Origin of the sequence: Bacteroides acidifaciens, from assembly GCF_024623065.1 — a bacterium.
Lineage (GTDB): Bacteria > Bacteroidota > Bacteroidia > Bacteroidales > Bacteroidaceae > Bacteroides > Bacteroides acidifaciens.
Window position 1 is genome coordinate 11,388 of record NZ_JANJZR010000025.1, and the last position, 20,350, is coordinate 31,737.

Genomic DNA, 20,350 nt, shown 5'->3' on the forward strand with positions numbered 1-20,350 from the left:
AATTAAGAGTTTTATGATAACAAAAGATAAAATAAAGGCAGGAGCGATGGCGCTAATGTTGGTAACGTCTTTCACGTCGTGTGCCGATTGGCTGTCTGTTGATATGGAAGACTCCATCATGGAAAACAAGTTGTATGAAACAAACGAAGGTTTTTTGTCTTCTCTGAACGGGGTTTATGCCAAGATGAACGAGAACTACTCGTCGACGCTGACAATGGGCGCTATCGACGTAATGGCACAGTATTACGATGTGTCGAAAAACAGTACACATACTTATTATGCTTATGCAAATTATCAGCCGGAACAGTTTAAGAGCACTTCCAATGCGCTTTGGACTACGCAATATGAATTGATTGCCAATTTGAATACTCTCTTGGAGCATTGTGACGAGGCGGGGTCTGCCTTGAATGCCGTTTACTATCCTTACGTGAAAGGGGAGGCGCTGGCGTTGCGTGCATTCTTACATTTTGACTTGATGCGGGTGTACGGTCCTATTTATAGAGAGAATACGGCAGAGACCGTCACGATTCCTTATGCGGAAACTTCATCGAAAGAGATACAGCCTTTGTTGTCGGCAAAGACGGTGATGGAAAAGGTGATACGCGACCTGAGTGCCGCTGCGGATTTGTTGAAAGACGACAGGATACGTACGGAAGGTGTATTGAACGGTGCTTCCGACAATCCGAATGAAAATACCAACTTGCGCTACCGGCAATATCGGGTGAATTATTTTGCCGTGCAGGCCTTGCTGGCAAGGGCGTATCTTTGGATAGGCGACAAGGAGAAGGCTTATCAGACGGCGAAGGGATTGATTGCAGAGAGTGAGGAAAAGGAAATATTCCCGTGGACGAAAAAGGCGGCGGTTACGACAACACTCAATCCCGACCTTCTTTTCTCGTCGGAAGTGATATTTTCGCTTTACAACACTTCGCGTACGAACCTGTTTGACCGGATGTTCAACCGGTCGGTAAACCTGAATTCTATTCTCTGCTTTCAGGGTGAGACATTGGAAGAGGGGAATGCCGAATCCAAGCTGACCTATTATTTTGATGACATGGGCGACTTGCGGAGAGAATATATGTGGAAAGTGGAAGAGGTGAACCAGAGCGACGAAGAAGGAGGTACGGTAGGTTCGCACAAGGTGCTCTGTCTGAACAAGTACGAAGGAGTGACCGCAGCCGCGCATCGCTACATGATTCCGCTTGTACGGATGAGTGAGATATATCTGATTGCCGCTGAATGTACGGACGACTTGGAAGAAGCCGTGGGTTATGTGAATGCCATTCGGGCAGTTCGCAACTGTGTGAACCTCACACTGACGGAGAGTGATACGAAAGCGAGCATACAGGAGTATATCACCAATGAGTTCATGCGCGAAGTGATAGGCGAAGGCCAGTTGTTTTTCTATTATAAACGCCACGCCATGCCTTCCATATTGGCAGGCAACGGTTTTAAGAAAGATTGGAGTGGAAATGCGGTGAAAAGTACCGTAGCAATAGATATGCAGAATTATGTATGGCCGATGCCGGAAGTGGAAATGGATAAACGCGTAGTATCTGAATAATAAAAACGAAATCGTATGAAGAAACATATATTAATAGGTTGCACTTTGATGGGAATATTTTCCCTATTGACGAGTTGTGAGAAAGAACTAATGGGATACGAAGGAAAAGATTGCCTTTATTTTGATGTACGTAGGGGGGCTACCCATATTCTTCCTTCTTTGTGGGGGCATCAGTTTTATACGGATATCTCTTTCGGAACAATCGTAGAGGATGACGTTGAACTGTCGTTGAAAGTGATGGCTTCGGGCACGCTGAAGGAGTATGACCGTTCTTTCCGGTTGTCTGTAAACAATGACAGTACGACGGCTATCAGTGGAGTCGACTTCACAGGACTGCAAGATGAGTATATAATTAAGGCAGGAGAGGCAAGCACGGAAGTGAAGTTTACAGTACATCGCTCTGAACAGATGAACGAGGATACCTTGCAGTTGCAATTGCAGTTGCTTCCCAACGAACATTTCGATTTGAGATATGAGAATTATGGAGATTATCCCGGTGTCTACAGCCCGACGGACAATGTGGCTTTTTCGGGCAATCATGATGCGTCTATTCATAATTTATTCTTTTATGATGTGCTCTCCATGCCTCGTGGTGCAGACGGGCTGACCTCTTCGGGCGGATGGTACGGACAGGATAAAGGTGGAACGGGAACCGGGCTTTTCGGTAACTTCTCGGCAAAGAAATTCCGTCTGATTATGGAACTGACAAATACGACAGTGGCAGACTACGCTGACAAAACGGTAATGCCTATGCCAAGAGCCGAAGCCATCAGTCAGACTGTAGCTGCGTACTTGCTGGAGATGGCAGAGTCGCGTGAAACAGTAGTGCTAGACGAAGACGGAACAATGATGTTTGTTAGCAATGTGACAACTTTAGGGGGTAGTAAAGGCTGGGCGCCTTTTACGAAACCGGAAGATTATTTTAAATAAACGAAAATTATGATGGCAATGAGAAAAATACAGATACTGTGCGTTGGGCTTGCAGCTTTGTGGTTGGCTTCATGTACGGACGACAAGGGAAATGATTCGCTTTCTCCGATTAATGAGTTGGAAATAAGCGGTATTGAGGATGAATATTATAACGTCGGTTATAAGGAGACATTGGTTATTCCGGTCACATTGAAAGGGTTACTGTCGGGCAGCGACGAGAATCAGTTCGATTATCAGTGGTATCTTTGCAACAAGGAAGTGACGGAAAATGCGCATAAGCATACAGTGATTAGCACAGAAAAGGATTTGGAGTATCCGTTGGATATTCCTTCCGGAAACTACCGTCTCTATTTCCGTGCTACGGACAAGGAAACCGGTATGCAATGGGAGAAGGTGACTTCGCTGACTGTGTTGAGTCCTTTTGTCCGCGGTTTCTATTTGTGGGGAGATAAAGAAGACGGTACGTGTGGTATGGACTTTGTAAGTATGATTGAAGGACGTGACACTACGATGATGGCAGATTTGTTTGATAACACTGTGGGATTGAAGAAAGCCGGAAACATCGTTTTCACAGGTACGTATGTTGCTACTCCTCATGTAGTCAACTTATGGGCGACGGCGGAAAACGGGGCGTACTCTTTGGAACATTCGTCTTCGTTGGAGAAGTTCGGAGTATTGGAAAATATATCGCTGGACAAAATGGTATTCCCCACTCTTGAGGTGACGCGTCCGTTGAATTTTGTCGATATCGTTCCTCATCCTTATGGTTCGAGCAATATGAACCGGGCACGTAGCTGGCGGGTGTTGCTTACCGAAAGAGATGCTTTCTTTTGCGGCTCGCTACTCTCTTCCGAAGCATACGGCAATCCGATGAACCGATATGATGCGAATACTTCTGTGCTGTACAAGCCTTCTCCTTATGTGTTTTATCAGGACAACTCGACCTATTTGCAGGCTGTGGCTTTTTTTGACGAAACCAATCATTGTTTTACGGTTCAGAATGGGGCAAGTTATGCCGTTACCCATACTGTGAAATGCACTGATTCCGAATCGCCTTTCTGGTTCGACCAAAATAAATACACCCCAGTCCGTGATTTGGTGTATGGCGAAAACGGATTTAACGGGGGATACTCGTATGCGTTGATGAACGATGCCAACGGCGACTATTACATCTATAAATTCAAAGTAACCAGATATGGAGCAGCAGGAGTTACCAAGTCACTTGCACGTACGGTCGACAAAGCTGTGGCTACGGATTTTGATAAAGCCGGCCATTATACCTTCTTCTCCGTGCAACCTGTGATTCTTTATGCGGTAGGAGCCGATTTGTGGGCTTACGATTATGTGCGCAACATCGCCAAGAAAGTGGCTACGATGGATGGAGAAATCACCTATCTGGCTATGGATGCCCATTCCAGCAATACTCCGACCGATTTTATCGTAGCTACCTATAGCGAATCTCAAAAAGGTACGGTTTATAAATATACCATTAAAGACGACCCGAACGACATTGTTGTGGAACCGCACACTTACCATACGGAAAGTTATCCGTGGAAAACGAATCTGAAAGTAGCGAAGGTAGAATACCGTAATTCAAGTTTATAAATTTATTAAAAGCAGAATAGAATGAAAAAATTGTTATTGATCGCCGTGGCGATAGGCCTGTCTTTCCCGTTGCTGGCACAAACGAATTTCCGTTCGCTCTCTTTTTCGGAAGTGATGGATGCTGCCCGCCAAGAGAAGAAGCTAGTGTTTATTGATTTTTATACAGACTGGTGTGGTCCTTGCAAGAAGATGGCACGCGAGACATTCCCGCAGAAGAATGTCGGCAACTTTATGAATCAGAACTTCGTCTGTCTTAAGTTGAATGCCGAAAAAGAGGGCAAGGAGCTGGCAGCCCGTTATGCAGTGAAGGCTTATCCCACCTTTATCATCCTCGATTCGGACGGAAAAGTTCGTTCGGAACTGAAAGGTGCGATGGACGGCGATGCATTTATAGCGAAGCTGAAGGCGGGACTGGACCCCGAACAGACGCCAGAGCGTATGGCAGAGCGTTATCAGGCAGGCGAACGTACGCCGGAACTGGTGAATAACTACGCATTGCACATGATGGAGCAGCGAAAAGAGAAGGAGGGCTTTGAGATAGTGAACAATTATTTCGAATCCTTGTCCGAAGCCGAACGCCTCAAGGCGGTGAATGCCTTCCTCTTCACTCGCTATACGCTCAACATAGACGATGCAAAGGCACGTTTTATGGTGGCACATCGCGATGAGTTTGATGCGACGGTGAAGGAAGAGATTGCAGAAAGAGTAGCTCGGTTGTATCGTGCGAAGTTAATCATGTATTTCTCCGGCTACCAGCTTCGTTCCAATCTTTATAAAGAAGAAGAGTATCAGACGTTGAAAAACGAGATTTGCAGTCTAGGACTGGACAAGGAGTACAAATACGCCCCGATGTTCCGCTTGATCGAAGGAAGGCTGATTTGCGATGATGAGGCCTATGTGGATATGTGCGTGAAAGAATATGACGGATTGGAAGAGGCCGACCGCAGTTTGCTGATAATGAATCTGACACGCCTGATTCAGACGGACGATGTGGCTATTTTGAAGCGGATGTCCGAATTCATACGCAATCATTTGCGCGAAATGGTGCCGAGTTGCATATCCGTTGCCAGTCGTGCGTTGGAGGATATCGAGTCGCGGATGAATAAGAAATAAGGAACTTACAGGCTAATAACCAACTTGTTACAGCATCCCTATATCCTGTGTGCAGGACATAGGGATGCTGCGTATTGTACATATAGGTGCTGGAAACAGGACGTATATGTACTGTAAATCAGTGCTAGGACAAGTGAAAAAATGGTTCGATTCCTCCTTTTATCTCTCTATTTGCTTGCGAATCATAAGCGAAGCGGCAATGCCGGGTATGGTACAGATACACACCCAAATGAAGAAATTGGTGTATCCGAGTTGCTCCTGTATCCAGCCTGCGGGCATTCCCGGAATCATCATGCCCAGTGCCATAAATCCGGTGCCGATGGCATAATGTGCCGTCTTGTGCTCGCCTTCCGCAAGATAAATCAGATAAAGCATATAAGCTGTGAAACCAAAACCGTAGCCCAGTTGCTCGATAGCTACGCAGATGGATATAAACAGGGGATTATCCGGAGTGGTGGCAGCCATCCATACATATAAAATATCCGGCAGGTTGATAGCTAGTGCCATGGGGAGTATCCATTTTTTGAATCCGTCGCGCGAAACAAGGAAGCCACTGATAATCCCTCCGGTCAACAAGGCGATGACGCCTATTGTGCCGTAAATCATCCCGACTGTTGCCGTCGACAATCCCAGTCCGCCTTTATCCATAGTATCGAGCAGGAAAGGAGAGGCTATTTTGGCTAACTGTGACTCTCCCAGCCGATAGGTGAGCAGGAAAAAGAACATGAGTCCCAAATGCTTCTTCTTGAAGAAAGTGACGAAAGTCTGGAGAAAATCTTCTAGTAACTTTCTCGCTGTCAGCCCCGGACGTTTAGTGTCGGAAGCGGGATGGGGGAGAATAAAACGGTGGTAGATAGTAAGGGCAAGAAATAATCCCGCCATAAAGTAGAATGTAATGCTCCATGCCAGAGGAATATTGTTTTGCGATGTCTCCAACCAACCTGCCAACATCACAAGAATACCTTGCCCGAAGATATTGGCGAGCCGGTAGAATGTGTTTCGGATACCAACAAAGAAAGACTGTGCTTTGTCGGTAAGCCCGAGCATATAGAAACCGTCCGCTGCAATGTCATGCGTAGCCGAACTGAACGCCAACAGCCAGAAAAAGGCAAGAGTGAACTGCACATAATGAGGCGTAGGGATAAAAAAGGCTATCCCTGCAAATCCGGCAGCGATGAGTCCTTGCATGGCGATAACCCAGGCACGCTTTGTTTTCACCAAATCAACGAAAGGACTCCACAAAGGTTTGATGGTCCAGGGCAGATAAAGCCAGGAGGTATATAAGGCTATTTCTGTATTCGACAATCCCAGGCGCTTGTACATGATGACGGCAATAGTCATTACCGCTACATAGGGCAGCCCTTCTGCAAAGTAGAGGGTTGGAATCCAACTCCAAGGATTTTTGTTTATGGTTGGCGTTGTCATGGCATCAGTCTGATTTTATTTATATTGTCTCTCAATCGTACTACCGGGGTAGTAGTGAGATAGTATCTCTTCGTATTTATAACCTTGTTCTCCCATTACGGCAGCACCAATCTGGCAAAGCCCCACTCCATGACCCCATCCGGCACCGGTGAGGATAAAGCGAGAAGGGATTTCTTGCTCTTCTTCTTCTTCTTTGTATTCCTTATCCACAACAAAGGCTGAACTGTAGAGATGAGAGGTCGATAGCGTGCGGCGTATTTCCAATTCTTTTCCGATGGTGAGCGTGCGTAGCGTACCTACTATCTTCAGTCGGACGAGACGACCGGACGTTCCCCTTTCTATGGGAATTAAATCTATAATTTTCCCGAAATCAATATCCGAGCGTTTGTGAATCAGTTCGGACAGTTCTTCTTGCGAATAGCTTACCTTCCAACGATAGAAGTCCGCAGTCTCCTGGTCGTAGTTATTTAAAACCTGACTGAGAATCTTCTTGTCCTGTGTGTTGCAGAATGCGACGGGCGAAGTGCGTATCCACTTGTCAGCTTCAGCTTCTACGGTCAGGTCAGGTAGTTTGTTTTCTGTTTGGCTGTCCCGTTGTCCGATAAGATAGGGATGCCTTACATTCTCCCAGCAGTTCTGGAATTCTTCGAAAGCACCGCCGCAGCATTTGGAGAAGCGGGCGTCACAAATCTTTCTTTCATACATAAGCACCTCACCCCGTGTAGCGGAAACAGCCTCAACAGCCTGCGGAGTTGAGGCACGTGTAATCCCTTGATAACGTTGGCAATGGTCGTCGGCACATACGTCAAAGTTCTTGTGGGCTTCATGGTCGTACCATTTGATAAGTTGAGAGTGGAGAGTGGAGAGTGGAGAGTGGGCTGCGTTATCCGGCTGCATAGTAACTCTCAACTCTCCATTCTCAACTCTCAACTTGTTAACCACTCTCAACTTGTTAAGTAGCCAGCTTCGGGAGATAACCGCATGTGCTTTCAACAGCTCTAAAGAGGCCGTTGCACTCATTTCTGATGAAATCACACTGGTGAGATAATCTTCGATGGAAATTATATTGATGGCGGTTAGCTTGTCATCTTCAACGATAATCTTCAGTTCACCTTTGAACCTTTGCACTTCTTTACGTTCCCAATGGAAGTTGATGCCGATGGTTACGTCTTGCAGTTCAAAAAAAGAAGAAGTATTCTGTCGGGGAATGAAGGACAATTCATCATATTCTTTTTCCTGCCAATAGATTTTCCCTTTCCGATAAACGGCTTGTTGTATTCCGGAGATTGCTATTCCATCAGAAGAAATGAATTCATCTGGGAAAGAGAATTGAATCTCTTTCCCGGAAAGAATACCAACTACTATTTGAGGCTCTGTCATAAGGCGGCTTTAATGCGTTCTGCTATTTCTTGTAGTTTTTCTTTAGACATCGATACTTCCTGATAGATATCATATACCTTTTCGGGAGTCAGTTTCTCCATATCCTCTTCGCGTACTATAGGGAATATGCCGTTCATTTCAGCAATAGCAGGACTGATGAGAATTTGTTCGTCTCCTTTGGCGTAATAGCAGTCAGGACGGTGTTTGCTGCGTAAGAAGATGCAGCATTTGTAAGGGTATCTGGTTGCGGCTTCAAGTTCGTCTTCGTAGTTTTCTCCAAAAAAATCATCGGTGCGTTCCAAGCCATACCAGGCAAGAATATTCATCATGGGTTCCTTGCCGTTGCTATCGGCGGATAAAATGTCGTAAATCAAATGAAAGGTCTTTGACATTGTTTCCTTACTATCCGCTTGAACATTGATTAAGCTGACCGGTGCGTATACATAATTTATTTGTAACTTGTCGTCATCTATTAAATCCGTACAATAGTTGGAGAGATCGTAAGAAATTCCAGCCATATCTTCTTCTTTTGTACAGGCTTGAAAATGGGCATGATCGGGAGCGGAAGCACCACATTCCGGCCCGTTATACATGAGGAAGTATTCTCTCATGATGTCGGTGAATTCTATCATGTCATCAAAATATCCTGCTATGGATTGTGGGCGGTGCTCTTTGTCCGCAATGGTGAAGTGGTGTTCAAATACGGGGTAGGGGTTGACCAGTATCTGATAATTCTTATAGCTGAGGAATTCTTGTTCTTGCGGACGGTTTTTCTGGCAGAGGAAACAAGGTCGTGAGTGAATAGAGGCAGTATCTGTTTGTGCCATAGTCGAAAGAATACGTTTCGGGTTAAGGAACGCACCTGCTTCTATGAGGGTCTTGCCTATCCATTTGGAGAGATCTCTTTTTTGCTTTTTATATTGTTCCAATGTCCGATAATTCTCTTTGGCAAGTTCCCATGAAAGGGTCTGCTTTTGGAATAACTGTTCGATTTCCTGCTGAAAGTTCTCTAATGTCGTTTTTTGTTGCAGGATGCGCTGTTCCAATTCCCATGTACGGAGCCGGTCTTTGTATAGATTATTCCGGTTGACTTTCTCAACAGGCAACGCGGCATCCGAATTACCTTCCCAACGGCGACAGAGGTAGACGACATCATATACCCTCCCGATTTGATAGTCGTGTGAGATTCTCAGGCCGAGTGCATAGTCCTCTCCGTAACTTGTGTTCGGCACATTGATTTCCCGAAGAATAGGAGTATAAAAAGCTCTCGGTGCTCCCAGTCCATTAATGCGCAAAGCGTTATTCCGTCCGTTATCGGGTGTCCATTCTTTATGATCGATGATGCCGGGAGCTATCTCGTTCATGTTGAAGTCCGTCATCATGTAAGTGCCGATAACCATCGCGCAATTCTGTTCATAGAAAGCATTAACCATAATTTGCAGCGTATGTTCGTCTTTATACACGTCGTCGCTATCCAGTTGGACGGCAAACTTTCCGCATTTCTCGTGATGGATACCTACATTCCAACATCCGCCTATACCGAGATCATCTCTTTCGGGAATGACGTGAATCAGCCGCTTGTCCGAACTAAGTTCACGCAGAGCTTCACTGGTTCCGTCTGTCGAATGGTTGTCGATGACAATGACATTGAACGGGAAGGTTGTTTGCTGGTTTAGTGCCGAGCGTACGGCATCTTTGATGGTGCGAATGCGGTTGCGTACAGGTATAATGACAGAAGCTTCATATTCAAAAGTATGGGAAGAGAAGTCTACGGGACAGAAGTTGGGATAAAGATATCCGCCAATCTCTTTCAAATGGTTGGTGCATGCCTGTTCCATTTCAATCTGTATCTGGCGGTTTTTAGGATCTACATAATCGAACTGCTTTTCACCGCTTTTCCGTTTGTCACTTTCAACTTCCGTATATAGATATTCGTTGATATGTACCAGTTTGTTCTTTTGGGATGTTTTAAGTCTCAAATCATACAAGCCTGCATATTGATATTCCTCTTCCGTATCTTTTATCGCTTCCTTGAATGTGTTGGCATCGAACAGCAATACCGAACCGAAATCGAAATCATCTCGTAGGCTACCGGGTTGATAGTCAATGACCGGAGCAGGTTTTAGCACACCGTCCATTTGTTGGTAATGGTCTGCATAGACCATGCCAGCTTGGGTCATTTTCATGACTTGAACCATTCTTTCAAGAGCGAACATGCCCAGTTGCAGCGCAGTACGTTTGGTGTAAACTAAAGTATATGCTTTATCAGAATGTTCTGCAATAGCCCGCATCGCTTGTGTCGATTGCATTTTCTCTACGGAGATGAGTTCGCATCCGGGGATGCAGACATTGGTAATCGGTGATGCCAGTAAATAAATCTTGTCTACCAGCGCCGATGTGCGTAACTCCTTAACCGTCTGTGTCGTTTCTTCCAACCTGCTGAAAGGAAGAAAACAGTTGATTGTTGCTTTCATTATTTTATTTCTTGTTTTGTAGTATGAGTTGTGTGAGATGTTTCTTTGTCTTGTCTTTTGATGAGCAAACAAAGCCCGAGGAATGTGAACAAAGCATTGGTAATCAACAACTCGTAACTGATTTGGTAACCGTTGAACCAGGCTCCCGTCTTATAGGATGAACATCCGAACCTGTTTTCCAGATATTCGTAAATGGAAACCAGATTCATACGATAAAAGAGAGGAACGAGTACAAACGCTATGATAATCTGCCCGACTATAAATCTCAGTACCATTTGCAGATAAGAAAAACTGCTTGTCTGAACCATACCCGGAACGGAAACAAAAGTAACTCCGGAAATCGTGGAACCAATCATGGCAAAGGCGACGATATACCAAGCCGATTTACGGTTTCCTACAAAGAATCCTTCATTGTCGGCTTTACGTCCTGCTATATAAGAGATAGTGAACAGGATTATAAAGTATGCCACAATAGTAATGGATATAACGGCTGGGCTCATATCTGCTGTTTAAATTCGTTTGGGGATAAAATATCCTGAATTATATAGCAAATATAGTAGTTTTTAATGATATATTCCAATAAATCGGTGTAATAAAGAGAATTCTTCCTCTATAAGCGGGTTTTGTGCAAAGTCTTCCCTGATTTTCTCCATCAAAGTTTCAAATTCATCATTTTTATTATCACTTGCCATGATAGGGGCCGATGTGTAGAAAGCTAAATATTGAACGAAAAAACGATACTTCCAGTTTTGAGTGAATGTAAAGAAATGAACAGTGACTGTGGATGATAAAAAATGCCGGATGTAACTCTTCCATTACAACCGGCATTTCATTCTGGATAGAACGTTTCTTGTTTATTTCTTATCATTCTGACGAATCTCCACCCGGCGTATCTTACCGCTGATTGTCTTTGGGAGTTCTTCCACGAACTCGATGACACGCGGATATTTATAAGGAGCAGTCACTTTCTTCACGTGGTTCTGCAATTCCTTAATCAGTTCTTCTCCGGCGCGATTCTTATAGTCTTTGGATAGAACAATCGTGGCTTTTACCACCTGTCCGCGAATCTCGTCGGGTACTCCGGTGATGGCACATTCCACAACAGCCGGATGAGTCATCAAGGCACTTTCCACTTCGAATGGACCGATGCGGTAACCGGAACTCTTGATAACGTCGTCTGCACGGCCTACAAACCAGAGATAGCCGTCTTCGTCTTTCCAGGCAACGTCTCCTGTATAATAGATGCCGTCGTGCCAGGCTTCATGTGTACGTTCCGCATCGCGATAATACTCTTTGAAAAGTCCGAGAGGTTTTCCTTTATGGGTACGGATTACGATTTGCCCCTGTTCACCGGCTTCAACGGAACGACCTTCGTGGTCAATCAAGTCAACATCGTATTGAGGGTTCGGCAGCCCCATGCTTCCCGGTTTCGGTTCCATCCATGGCATGGTGGCGATGGTCAGGGTAGTTTCCGTCTGTCCGAAACCTTCCATCAGTTTGATACCTGTCAGTTTCTTGAATGTATCAAATACGGCAGGGTTCAATGCTTCTCCGGCAATGGTGCAGTATTTGAGTGAAGACAAGTCGTACTTTGTCAGGTCTTCGTGAATCAGGAAGCGGAAGATGGTAGGAGGCGCGCAGAGAGAGGTGACATGATAGTTTTGTATCTTTTCAAGAATGTCTCCCGGCGTAAACTTCTCATGGTCGTAGACGAAGATATTGGCTCCGGCAATCCACTGTCCGTAGAGTTTTCCCCATACAGCTTTTCCCCAGCCGGTATCGGCAATGGTGAGGTGCAGGCTGTTCTCGTTCAGGTTGTGCCAAAAACTACCGGTAACGATATGACCTAACGGATAGGTAAAGTCATGTGCCACCATCTTAGGTTCGCCTGTGGTGCCGGAAGTAAAATACATCAGAGAGATGTCGTCGTTAGTGTTCGCATGGCGCGGACGTACGAACGGGGCGGCATTCTCGATGCCCTGATGGAAATCTTCGAAGCCTTCCGGGATTTCCGGTCCGACACTGATTAACTTTTCAACCGTGGGACATTCGGGAAGAGCCTCTTTGATATGTTGCAGGATGATTCCTTCGCCGGCAGCTACAATCATTTTGATGTCGGCAGCGTTGCAACGATAGATAATATCCTTCTTGGTCAGCAGGTGAGTAGCCGGAATAACGGTTGCCCCCAGTTTGTGAAGGGCGATAATGCTAAACCAGAACTCATAGCGGCGTTTCAGAATCAGCATCACCATGTCGCCCCGACCGATGCCCAGGCTCTGGAAGTAAGAGGCGGTCATATCCGTATAACGCTTCATGTCGGCAAATGAGAATTGGCGGCTCTCGCCTTTGTCATTTGTCCAAAGCAAAGCGTTCTTGTCAGGTTGTTCGGCGGCCCAGGCGTCTACTACGTCATAGCCGAAGTTGAAGTTCTCCGGAACGTTTATTTTCAAGTTTTTGATAAAATCCTCTTGTGAGCTGAAAGAGGTCTGTGATAAAAATCTTTCTACCATGATGTTATTACATAATTACTGCCAGAAAACGTAATGTCTTGCCATCGAGCGCTTTCATGCCATGTGGAAGTTTGGAATTGAAATAGATGCTGTCGCCTTGGTTGAGGATGATTTCTTTGCCTTCGATGTTGATAAGCATCCTGCCTTCGATGACCAGGTTGAACTCTTGTCCGGTGTGTTGGTTGTAGTGGATAGGTTCGTCGTCCCCTTTCGGTTCGACGGTAACGATGAACGGGTCGGCGGTGCGGTTCATGAAGCCCGATGCCAGTGACTGGTATTTGTAGGCTTTCGTACGTTCGATGCTGACGCCTTTGCCGGCACGGGTCACGAAATAACTGCTCATCTTAGGTTCTTCGCCGAACATCAGCGTGTCGAGTGAGACATTGTAGGTGCGCGCTATTTTTTGCAGCATGCTGACGGAGATGTCATATTCTCCGGTCTCTGCACGGCGGTATTCTTCAGCAGAGATGTCGCTTTCGCGGGCAATGTCCTCAGAAGTCAGTTCCAGTACATCACGCAATCCGCGGAGGCGTTCTGCGATTTGTTTAATTTGGTCATTCATATTATTTGGTGATTAATTGTTTAGTGGTTAATTATTTATCAGTGATTTAGTTAGTGGTTAATCATTTATTTGGAGGCTTTCATGGCTTGGATAACGGCGGAGGTGAATCCGTTGTGTTCCAGTTCATTGATTCCTTTGATGGTGATTCCTCCCGGAGTGGTTACTTTGTCTATTTCCACACTGGGGTGGGTGTCGTTGTTTAGAATCAGTGCGGCTGCTCCTTTCAGTGATTGTGCTACCATGGTCATCGCATCCTTCGGACGGATTCCCATTTCGATGCCGGCTTGCATGGCTGCCTGAACGTATTTCAATACGTAAGCAATGCCGCAGGAGGCCAGTGCGGTGGCTGCCGCTATCTTATCTTCGGGAATAAGCATCACGGTTCCCATCTCGCTGAACAACCGGAGGATGAATTTGTCTTGTTCATCGTTCGTATTGCGGGCGGCAACAAGTGTCATGCTTTCCAGTTCGCTGATAGCGGTGTTGGGGATAAGGCGGAACATCGGCATTTCCGGTGATACCACATAATGCGCCAGTTCCTCGAAACTGATGCCGGCAGCTACCGAGATGAGTATCTGTTTGCTTTTCAGTTTCAATTCGCGCATCACCGGTTCTATAAACCATGGTTTGACAGCAAGGATGACAATATCTGCACCTGTGGCAGCTTCCGCGTTATTGTGAGTTGTAGAGATACCCGGAAATTCCATTTTCAGTTTCTCTAGTTTTCCGGCACTCGGATTGGACACGATGATATCCGCATCGTCTATCAGGCTTCCTTTTGCCAGGCCGCGGGCTATTGAACCGCCCATGTTTCCTGCACCGATAATGGCTATTTTCATATTACGCTTGTTTTTAATGAGTTGTCATAGGCAAAGGTAACGGTAAATTGCGAAAAAACAAAAAGCAGCCTGAATAAGAAATAAAATTCTGATAGAGGCTGCTTTTATCGTTGGCTGTTTATTATTAATCAAATGAGCGGTTAAAGTGCTTTCTTGAACCGTGCGAGGAACTCGTCTGCTTCTTCCATGCTGAGGCAGAGGGGCGGCAGAAGACGCAGTACGTTCGTGCCGCTTGCTCCCGTGAAGACGTGTTCGTCATAGATGAGACGGCTGCGCAATTCCTTGATGGGTTCTTCGAATTCGAGTCCAATCATAAGCCCGCGTCCGCGCACTTCTTTGATTTGCGGGAATTTCTTCAACTTTTCCAGCAAGTAGTTGCCCACTTTCGCTGCGTTTTCTACCAGGTTTTCCTGTTCGATAACGTCCATTACGGCGAGGGCTGCCGAGCATGCCAGATGGTTTCCGCCGAAAGTGGTTCCTAGCTGTCCGTACACAGGCTTGAACATCGGACTGATAAGAACGCCCGCCATCGGGAAACCGTTGCCGATGCCTTTGGCTACGGTGATAATGTCCGGTCTGATGTCATTGTACTGATGAGCGAAGAATTTGCCGCTACGTCCGTATCCGCTCTGAATCTCGTCGAGAATCAGGATCGTTCCTGTTTCGCTGCAAGCTTTGCGGAGCTCCTGCATAAATTCGGTGCCCGGTATCTTGATACCGCCTACCCCTTGTATTCCTTCAATGATAACGGCGCATGTGTCTCCCTTAGACAGTTCCTGTTTCATCGCTTCCACGTCGTTGAGCGGGAGATAGGTGACATGACCGTTATTGTTGATAGGGGCGATGATGGAAGGATTGTTGGTCGCTTCTACCGCCAGAGACGTCCGTCCGTGGAATGCCTTATTGAAAGAAACCACTTTGGTACGTCCGTTATAGAAGGAGGCCAGCTTCAAGGCATTCTCGTTCGCTTCGGCTCCACTGTTAATCAGGAACAGGCTGTAGTCTTCGTAGCCGGAAATCTTTCCCAGCCGTTCGGCTACCTGTTGTTGCAGCTTGTTGATGACCGAGTTTGAGTAGAAACCAAGATTGGCTACCTGGTTGCCAATCATCTCTACATAGTGAGGGTGTGCATGTCCGATAGAGATAACGGCATGACCTCCGTAGAGGTCCAGATATTCCGTTCCGTTCTCATCCCATACTTTGCAACCGTCGCCCTTGACAATGTTGATGTTATATAAAGGATATACGTCGAATAATTTCATAATTCTTTGTTTTTAAAAGGCTGAAGGCTTCAGCCGCAGTCCCACCGTTTCTTCCAGATTGAACATCAGGTTCATGTTATGAACCGCCTGTCCGCTGGCGCCTTTCAGCAAGTTGTCGATACAGGAGACAATCAATAGCTTCTCACCGTGTTTCTCCAGATGTATCAGGCACTTGTTGGTGTTGACTACTTGTTTGAGGTCGATATTCTTCTCTACGATGTGTACAAAGGAGTCTTTTGCATAATATTCCTCATACATGCGGACGATTTCTTCCAGCGCTACTTTGGTTCTGACTACCATCGTGGCAAAGATACCGCGGGCGAAATCGCCACGGTATGGGATGAAGTCTATCTCCGCATCGAAGCTGTTTTGCAGCTGTTTCAGCGATTGCTTGATTTCCGGCACGTGCTGGTGCTCGAATGCTTTGTACACACTCATGTTGTTGTTTCTCCAACTGAAATGACTGGTGGCACCCGGTTTCACTCCGGCTCCCGTGCTTCCTGTGATGGCGTTTACCATTACATCGTCCGTCAGCATCAGGTTCTTGGCAAGCGGGAGCAGACCGAGCTGGATGCAGGTGGCAAAACAGCCGGGGTTGGCTACGTGCTTTGCCGTACAGGTGGCGCGGCGGTTCAGTTCCGGCAGGCCGTAGATGAAGTCGTGGTCGTCACTCTTGATGCGGTAGTCCATGGAGAGGTCGATAATCTTCAGCTCTTCCGGTATGTGGTGGCTTTCCATGAATTTCTTCGTATCGCCGTGGGCGGTGCAGAAAAAGAGGACGTCGATTTCGTCCAGAGGCAACTGGTCGGTGAATCTCAAGTCTGTTTCTCCGTACAAGCCTTCGTGTACGTCGGTGATTCTGTTTCCGGCATTACTGCTGCTGTTGATAAATACGATTTCAGTCTCCGGATGGTTGAGCAGCAGACGGATTAGTTCGCCTGCCGTATATCCTGCGCCGCCGATGATTCCTGCTTTAATCATATCTCTTCGTCTTTGTGGTTGTTATAGTAAACGCGTAGCGGGGTAGAGGTCACTTTGATAAATCCTTTGGCGTCTTCGGCCGTCCATCCTTTCTGCATTTCGCCGTATTCTCCGAATTTGGTCTTCACGAGGTCGTCTTCCGATTCCACGCCTACGGTAGAGAAGGAGAGCGGGCGGAGCTCGAGGATAGCCGTACCGTTCACGTTGCGCTGGCTTTCCTGCAACATGGCTTCGATGTCGCGCATCACCGGTTCGAGGTATTGGCTTTCGTGGAGGAACATACCGTACCAGTTGGCCACCTGGTCTTTCCAGTATTGCTGCCATTTGCTCAGTGTATATTTCTCGAGGAAGCGATGGGCGCCGATAATCAGCATCGGGGCGGCTGCTTCGAATCCTACACGGCCTTTGATGCCGATAATGGTGTCCCCCACATGCATGTCACGGCCGATGCCGTAGGCGGCACCGATTTCTTCCACTTTCTGGATGGCTTTAATCGGGTCGTCAAACTTCTCGTCGTTGACGGCTTTCAGTTCGCCTTTTTCGAAGGTGAGGCGGAGCTGTTCGCTGCCTTCTTTTTCGACGTGTTTGAGGTAGGCGGTTTCGGGCAGTCCTTGTGCGGAGTCGAGGATTTCGCCGCCGCAGATGGACGTCCCCCACAGACCTACGTTGTACGAGTATTTCAGTTTGGTGAAATCCGCGCTGAAACCATGCTTGTTCAGATAGTCTATTTCTTCCTGGCGGCTCAATGCCATATCACGGGTCAGCGTGATGATTTCTACATTCGGAGCCAACACAAGGAAAGTCATGTCGAAACGGATTTGGTCGTTACCTGCTCCGGTAGAACCGTGGGCAATGGCGTCTGCGCCGATTTCGTTCGCATAACGTGCGATAGCCAGTGCCTGGAAGATACGTTCGGAACTGACCGAAATCGGATAAGTACCGTTGCGCAGCACATTTCCGAAAACCATATATTTCAAGCTTTTCTCGTAGTATTCCCGGGTAACGTCGAGTGTAACGTATTTTACTGCTCCCAGTTTGTAGGCGTTCTCTTCATTTGTTTTCAGTTGTTCTTCACTGAAACCGCCTGTATTGGCACAAGCTGCATATACTTCGTAACCTTTTTCTTTGGCGAGGTACATGACGGTGAACGATGTATCCAGTCCGCCGCTGAATGCCACCACTACTTTTTTCTTCTTTTCTTCCATAGTGCTGTATATTTTTTAAATGTTATTTCTTTCTTGTTCTTTTTTAATGTTCCGCGGTTCTGTCGGGTCGTACAGCATGGCTGTGCAGATACAGAACTTACGGTTCTTGGCAACCAGAATATCATGGTTGATGCATCCTTCGCACCCTTTCCAGAAGGCTTCGTCGTCCGTCAGTTCGTTGAAGGTGACGGGTACGTATCCCAGTTCCGTATTCATCTTCATCACGGCTGCTCCGGAGGTGAGGCTGAATATTTTCGCTTTCGGCCATCGGAGCCGTGCCAGTTGGAAAGAAGCCTGTTTGATGCGTTTTGCCAGTCCCAATCCGCGGAAGTCGGGATGAACAATCAGGCCGGAAGTGGCTACATATTGCTTGTTTCCCCATGATTCGATATAGGTGAATCCGGCAAACGTGTCGCCGCAAAGGGCGATGATTGCTTTGCCTTCTTTCATCTTTGTCGCTACGTATTCGTGTGTACGTTCTGCGATTCCTGTTCCTCGTACGGCGGCAGCATTTCTGATAGTTTCCAAAATAGTGTCAACGTAAACCTCATGCGAGGCGTCGGCTACCATAACATCTATTTGTTGAGTGTCCATTTCTTTATGTATAATATAGGTATAATTATAATTATTCGATATTTGGGATGATGAGTGACAAAAGCTGGCGTATCTTGCTTGCGGCAACTCCTTCACGAAGCACTAACATTATCGTATCGTCTCCGGCAATGGTTCCGAGAATTTCGGTGAACTCATTGTTGTCGATGTCATAAGCCATGCTGCTGGCATAACCGGGACGGGTACGGATAACAGCTATGTTACCGGAGAACTGCAAAGAGATAAATCCGTTATTGCGTAACATGTCGCCGGCACTTTGGTCGGTAGAACGTTTATACATAATGTTATTCGGCAGTACATATACATACTTTCCGTTCATACTGGCAGCCTTGGCTACTTTCAGTTGTTTCAAGTCTCGTGAGAGGGTGGCCTGCGTCAGTTCGAAGCCTTCGCGGTTCAGCTCTTGCAGTAGTTCTTCCTGCGAGCCTACCTCTTTGCTTGAGATAATCATTTTGATGGCGTCTAACCGATTTGCTTTCTTCTTCATTGTATAATTATTCTAATGATGACGCAAAAATATGCATTATTTCGGAGAAGAGATGCATAATATCCTGTTTTTTTGCATAAAATAGAAAAAAACAGGATATTGTTATTAGAAAGATAGCTTGGATGCCAATATCGTTATTTGAATTATGCGATGTTGAAGGTTAGTCTATAGGCAAGCTGTTAACAAAATATTGTTCGCCATCTCTCAAGAAAAATACCTCTTCCTCTTTTCCCCGGGTTTCATTATGAAGGAAAAGTAGTGCGTTCCGGGGAACATCTTTGTATTGTAAATTATTGCTGTCCGGTAAAACTTTGACATGATAGGAAATGGACTATTTTTATCTCATACAGCATGAAACAGACTCGTATAGATGTCTTTTAAGGGCTTTTTGATGCTTAATGCTACCAATTTCACATCGCCTCAAATGACAAGCCCTTTTTCGTAAAACAGGTGTAACTTATTATATTTGTAGAGAATATATGATTTTGTCGTTTTTTACCGGACAGCAATAATTGTAAATAAACACCTTTTGCCTTTTGTTTACCTAACGAAATCCACTTTTTATCTTTTCCCCAATAAAAGAGTTCATAGGTATCTCCCGGACGGATAAAATTGTCGTCGTTGCGTGGAATACATAAAATCTTATTAATTAAAACTTCTGAACCAAAGTCAAAAATAAGTTCCTGTCCTTCTTTCTTAGACAGAAAATAGGTGAGCGGGGCATAATCGAAGCAATTCGCTAGTTTAAATTCATCGTCATTAGCATTATATGGTTCGCATGCGACTATATTTACAGGTTTCACTTCTTGTCGGTCTTGATAAAAGTGTAGTTCTGCTAATTCGAGAAAAGCATTTTCCCTGACTTTGTATCGTACATAGCGGTATTTTTGTTTATTCTGCACCATCAATTCATTATAGCAAACTTTAGACGTATCACATATATGGTATAGCATTTCAGGATGGCTGAAATCAATCGTATTACTTTCCTCAAACTTAGAATCTACAATTTTGTACATTCTATCCTTATTCCATGCAAAGAACGGGAACTTTCGGTAAATCTTAATATCTTCCGATTTGCTTCCTTTATTATCTGTTGAAAAATAATTGAACTGTTTCCCATCAAATATAAATGGATCGGTGAAAGGGATGTATTTTTTCCCCACTTTTGATAAAATGATATAGATGCAATTATCTTCTACATAGCCGAATGACACATTATTTCCATTAAATGACAAAGGTTGATCGCCTTCGTCTATTATACGAACTGAAATTTGTGCTAATACCGATAATGTTGATAATACATTGATCATGAATTAACTGAAAAATATCTTCATAGCTTATATTTTTACATTTAATAATCGACTTGAATACCATGTTGCAAATTTAAATTTGTAAACATGA

Annotated in this window: 16 protein-coding genes and 1 pseudogene; 4 read left to right on the forward strand and 13 right to left on the reverse strand. The window is 45.5% G+C overall.

Annotated features, from left to right (window positions below):
- The first annotated feature begins 13 nt into the window (after nt 1-13).
- The 4 genes from NSB03_RS09485 to NSB03_RS09500 are packed head-to-tail and all read left to right on the forward strand — an operon-like array spanning nt 14 to nt 5,212.
- On the forward strand, nt 14-1,564 hold the full coding sequence (locus tag NSB03_RS09485) for a RagB/SusD family nutrient uptake outer membrane protein (RefSeq protein WP_024987815.1): 1,551 nt from the start codon (nt 14-16) through the stop codon (nt 1,562-1,564).
- A gap of 15 nt (nt 1,565-1,579) precedes the next feature.
- Nucleotides 1,580-2,494: a DUF4843 domain-containing protein gene (locus NSB03_RS09490; protein WP_024987816.1), complete on the forward strand. Its 915-nt coding sequence runs from the start codon at nt 1,580-1,582 to the stop codon at nt 2,492-2,494.
- A 9-nt stretch (nt 2,495-2,503) separates the two neighbouring features.
- Nucleotides 2,504-4,099 carry a PKD-like family lipoprotein gene (locus tag NSB03_RS09495; RefSeq protein WP_257466353.1) on the forward strand — a complete coding sequence of 532 codons (1,596 nt, stop codon included), beginning with the start codon at nt 2,504-2,506 and terminating at the stop codon, nt 4,097-4,099.
- A gap of 21 nt (nt 4,100-4,120) precedes the next feature.
- Entirely contained in the window at nt 4,121-5,212 is a 1,092-nt protein-coding gene (locus NSB03_RS09500; protein ID WP_024987819.1) for a thioredoxin family protein, read from the forward strand.
- 159 nt (nt 5,213-5,371) lie between these two features.
- On the opposite strand, the gene NSB03_RS09505 is transcribed toward NSB03_RS09500, so the two are convergent.
- From NSB03_RS09505 to NSB03_RS09565, 13 genes and pseudogenes are all read right to left on the reverse strand, one after another.
- Nucleotides 5,372-6,637, reverse strand: a complete 1,266-nt coding sequence (locus NSB03_RS09505) for an MFS transporter (RefSeq protein ID WP_024987820.1) — start codon at nt 6,635-6,637, stop codon at nt 5,372-5,374.
- Between the two features lie 15 nt (nt 6,638-6,652).
- A complete protein-coding gene (locus NSB03_RS09510) occupies nt 6,653-8,017 on the reverse strand; it encodes a SpoIID/LytB domain-containing protein (RefSeq protein WP_024987821.1) in 1,365 nt (454 codons plus the stop codon).
- Nucleotides 8,014-10,491, reverse strand: coding sequence for a DUF4922 domain-containing protein (locus tag NSB03_RS09515; protein ID WP_024987822.1), 2,478 nt, complete (start codon nt 10,489-10,491; stop codon nt 8,014-8,016). Before NSB03_RS09515 ends, NSB03_RS09510 begins: the two co-directional genes overlap by 4 nt.
- 134 nt (nt 10,492-10,625) lie before the next feature.
- Nucleotides 10,626-10,991, reverse strand: a pseudogene (locus NSB03_RS09520) (sodium:solute symporter family transporter); the annotation flags it as partial.
- A 354-nt stretch (nt 10,992-11,345) separates the two neighbouring features.
- Complete coding sequence (locus NSB03_RS09525) at nt 11,346-13,001, reverse strand: AMP-binding protein (protein ID WP_024987824.1); 1,656 nt, start codon at nt 12,999-13,001, stop codon at nt 11,346-11,348.
- A gap of 7 nt (nt 13,002-13,008) precedes the next feature.
- A complete protein-coding gene (locus NSB03_RS09530; RefSeq protein ID WP_024987825.1) occupies nt 13,009-13,563 on the reverse strand; it encodes a helix-turn-helix domain-containing protein in 555 nt (184 codons plus the stop codon).
- Nucleotides 13,564-13,628: 65 nt separating this feature from the next.
- On the reverse strand, nt 13,629-14,402 hold the full coding sequence (proC, locus tag NSB03_RS09535; RefSeq protein ID WP_024987826.1) for a pyrroline-5-carboxylate reductase: 774 nt from the start codon (nt 14,400-14,402) through the stop codon (nt 13,629-13,631).
- Between the two features lie 140 nt (nt 14,403-14,542).
- Entirely contained in the window at nt 14,543-15,664 is a 1,122-nt protein-coding gene (locus NSB03_RS09540) for an aspartate aminotransferase family protein (RefSeq protein ID WP_024987827.1), read from the reverse strand.
- A 12-nt stretch (nt 15,665-15,676) separates the two neighbouring features.
- The gene (gene argC / locus NSB03_RS09545) at nt 15,677-16,645 is read right to left on the reverse strand and encodes an N-acetyl-gamma-glutamyl-phosphate reductase (protein WP_024987828.1); all 969 of its coding nucleotides are present in this window, start codon (nt 16,643-16,645) and stop codon (nt 15,677-15,679) included.
- On the reverse strand, nt 16,642-17,850 hold the full coding sequence (locus NSB03_RS09550) for an argininosuccinate synthase (RefSeq protein ID WP_024987829.1): 1,209 nt from the start codon (nt 17,848-17,850) through the stop codon (nt 16,642-16,644). The genes argC and NSB03_RS09550 overlap by 4 nt, the downstream gene beginning before the upstream one ends.
- Before the next feature lie 15 nt (nt 17,851-17,865).
- Nucleotides 17,866-18,444: a GNAT family N-acetyltransferase gene (locus NSB03_RS09555; RefSeq protein WP_004299851.1), complete on the reverse strand. Its 579-nt coding sequence runs from the start codon at nt 18,442-18,444 to the stop codon at nt 17,866-17,868.
- Between the two features lie 31 nt (nt 18,445-18,475).
- Nucleotides 18,476-18,949, reverse strand: a complete 474-nt coding sequence (gene argR / locus NSB03_RS09560; RefSeq protein ID WP_024987830.1) for an arginine repressor — start codon at nt 18,947-18,949, stop codon at nt 18,476-18,478.
- A gap of 410 nt (nt 18,950-19,359) precedes the next feature.
- Nucleotides 19,360-20,259 (reverse strand): hypothetical protein, encoded by a 900-nt coding sequence (locus NSB03_RS09565; protein WP_257466354.1) that lies wholly within the window; start codon nt 20,257-20,259, stop codon nt 19,360-19,362.
- Nucleotides 20,260-20,350 lie beyond the last annotated feature (91 nt).

What these genes read in the sequence shown, in the direction of transcription:
- NSB03_RS09515 (WP_024987822.1), bottom strand. Translation starts at nt 10,491, where the DNA reads ATGAAAGCAACAATCAACTGTTTTCTTCCTTTCAGCAGGTTGGAAGAA.
- NSB03_RS09490 (WP_024987816.1), top strand. Translation starts at nt 1,580, where the DNA reads ATGAAGAAACATATATTAATAGGTTGCACTTTGATGGGAATATTTTCC.
- NSB03_RS09540 (WP_024987827.1), bottom strand. Translation starts at nt 15,664, where the DNA reads ATGAAATTATTCGACGTATATCCTTTATATAACATCAACATTGTCAAG.
- NSB03_RS09510 (WP_024987821.1), bottom strand. Translation starts at nt 8,017, where the DNA reads ATGACAGAGCCTCAAATAGTAGTTGGTATTCTTTCCGGGAAAGAGATT.
- argR (WP_024987830.1), bottom strand. Translation starts at nt 18,949, where the DNA reads ATGAAGAAGAAAGCAAATCGGTTAGACGCCATCAAAATGATTATCTCA.
- NSB03_RS09505 (WP_024987820.1), bottom strand. Translation starts at nt 6,637, where the DNA reads ATGACAACGCCAACCATAAACAAAAATCCTTGGAGTTGGATTCCAACC.
- NSB03_RS09530 (WP_024987825.1), bottom strand. Translation starts at nt 13,563, where the DNA reads ATGAATGACCAAATTAAACAAATCGCAGAACGCCTCCGCGGATTGCGT.
- argC (WP_024987828.1), bottom strand. Translation starts at nt 16,645, where the DNA reads ATGATTAAAGCAGGAATCATCGGCGGCGCAGGATATACGGCAGGCGAA.
- NSB03_RS09565 (WP_257466354.1), bottom strand. Translation starts at nt 20,259, where the DNA reads ATGATCAATGTATTATCAACATTATCGGTATTAGCACAAATTTCAGTT.
- NSB03_RS09555 (WP_004299851.1), bottom strand. Translation starts at nt 18,444, where the DNA reads ATGGACACTCAACAAATAGATGTTATGGTAGCCGACGCCTCGCATGAG.
- proC (WP_024987826.1), bottom strand. Translation starts at nt 14,402, where the DNA reads ATGAAAATAGCCATTATCGGTGCAGGAAACATGGGCGGTTCAATAGCC.
- NSB03_RS09485 (WP_024987815.1), top strand. Translation starts at nt 14, where the DNA reads ATGATAACAAAAGATAAAATAAAGGCAGGAGCGATGGCGCTAATGTTG.
- NSB03_RS09500 (WP_024987819.1), top strand. Translation starts at nt 4,121, where the DNA reads ATGAAAAAATTGTTATTGATCGCCGTGGCGATAGGCCTGTCTTTCCCG.
- NSB03_RS09525 (WP_024987824.1), bottom strand. Translation starts at nt 13,001, where the DNA reads ATGGTAGAAAGATTTTTATCACAGACCTCTTTCAGCTCACAAGAGGAT.
- NSB03_RS09495 (WP_257466353.1), top strand. Translation starts at nt 2,504, where the DNA reads ATGATGGCAATGAGAAAAATACAGATACTGTGCGTTGGGCTTGCAGCT.
- NSB03_RS09550 (WP_024987829.1), bottom strand. Translation starts at nt 17,850, where the DNA reads ATGGAAGAAAAGAAGAAAAAAGTAGTGGTGGCATTCAGCGGCGGACTG.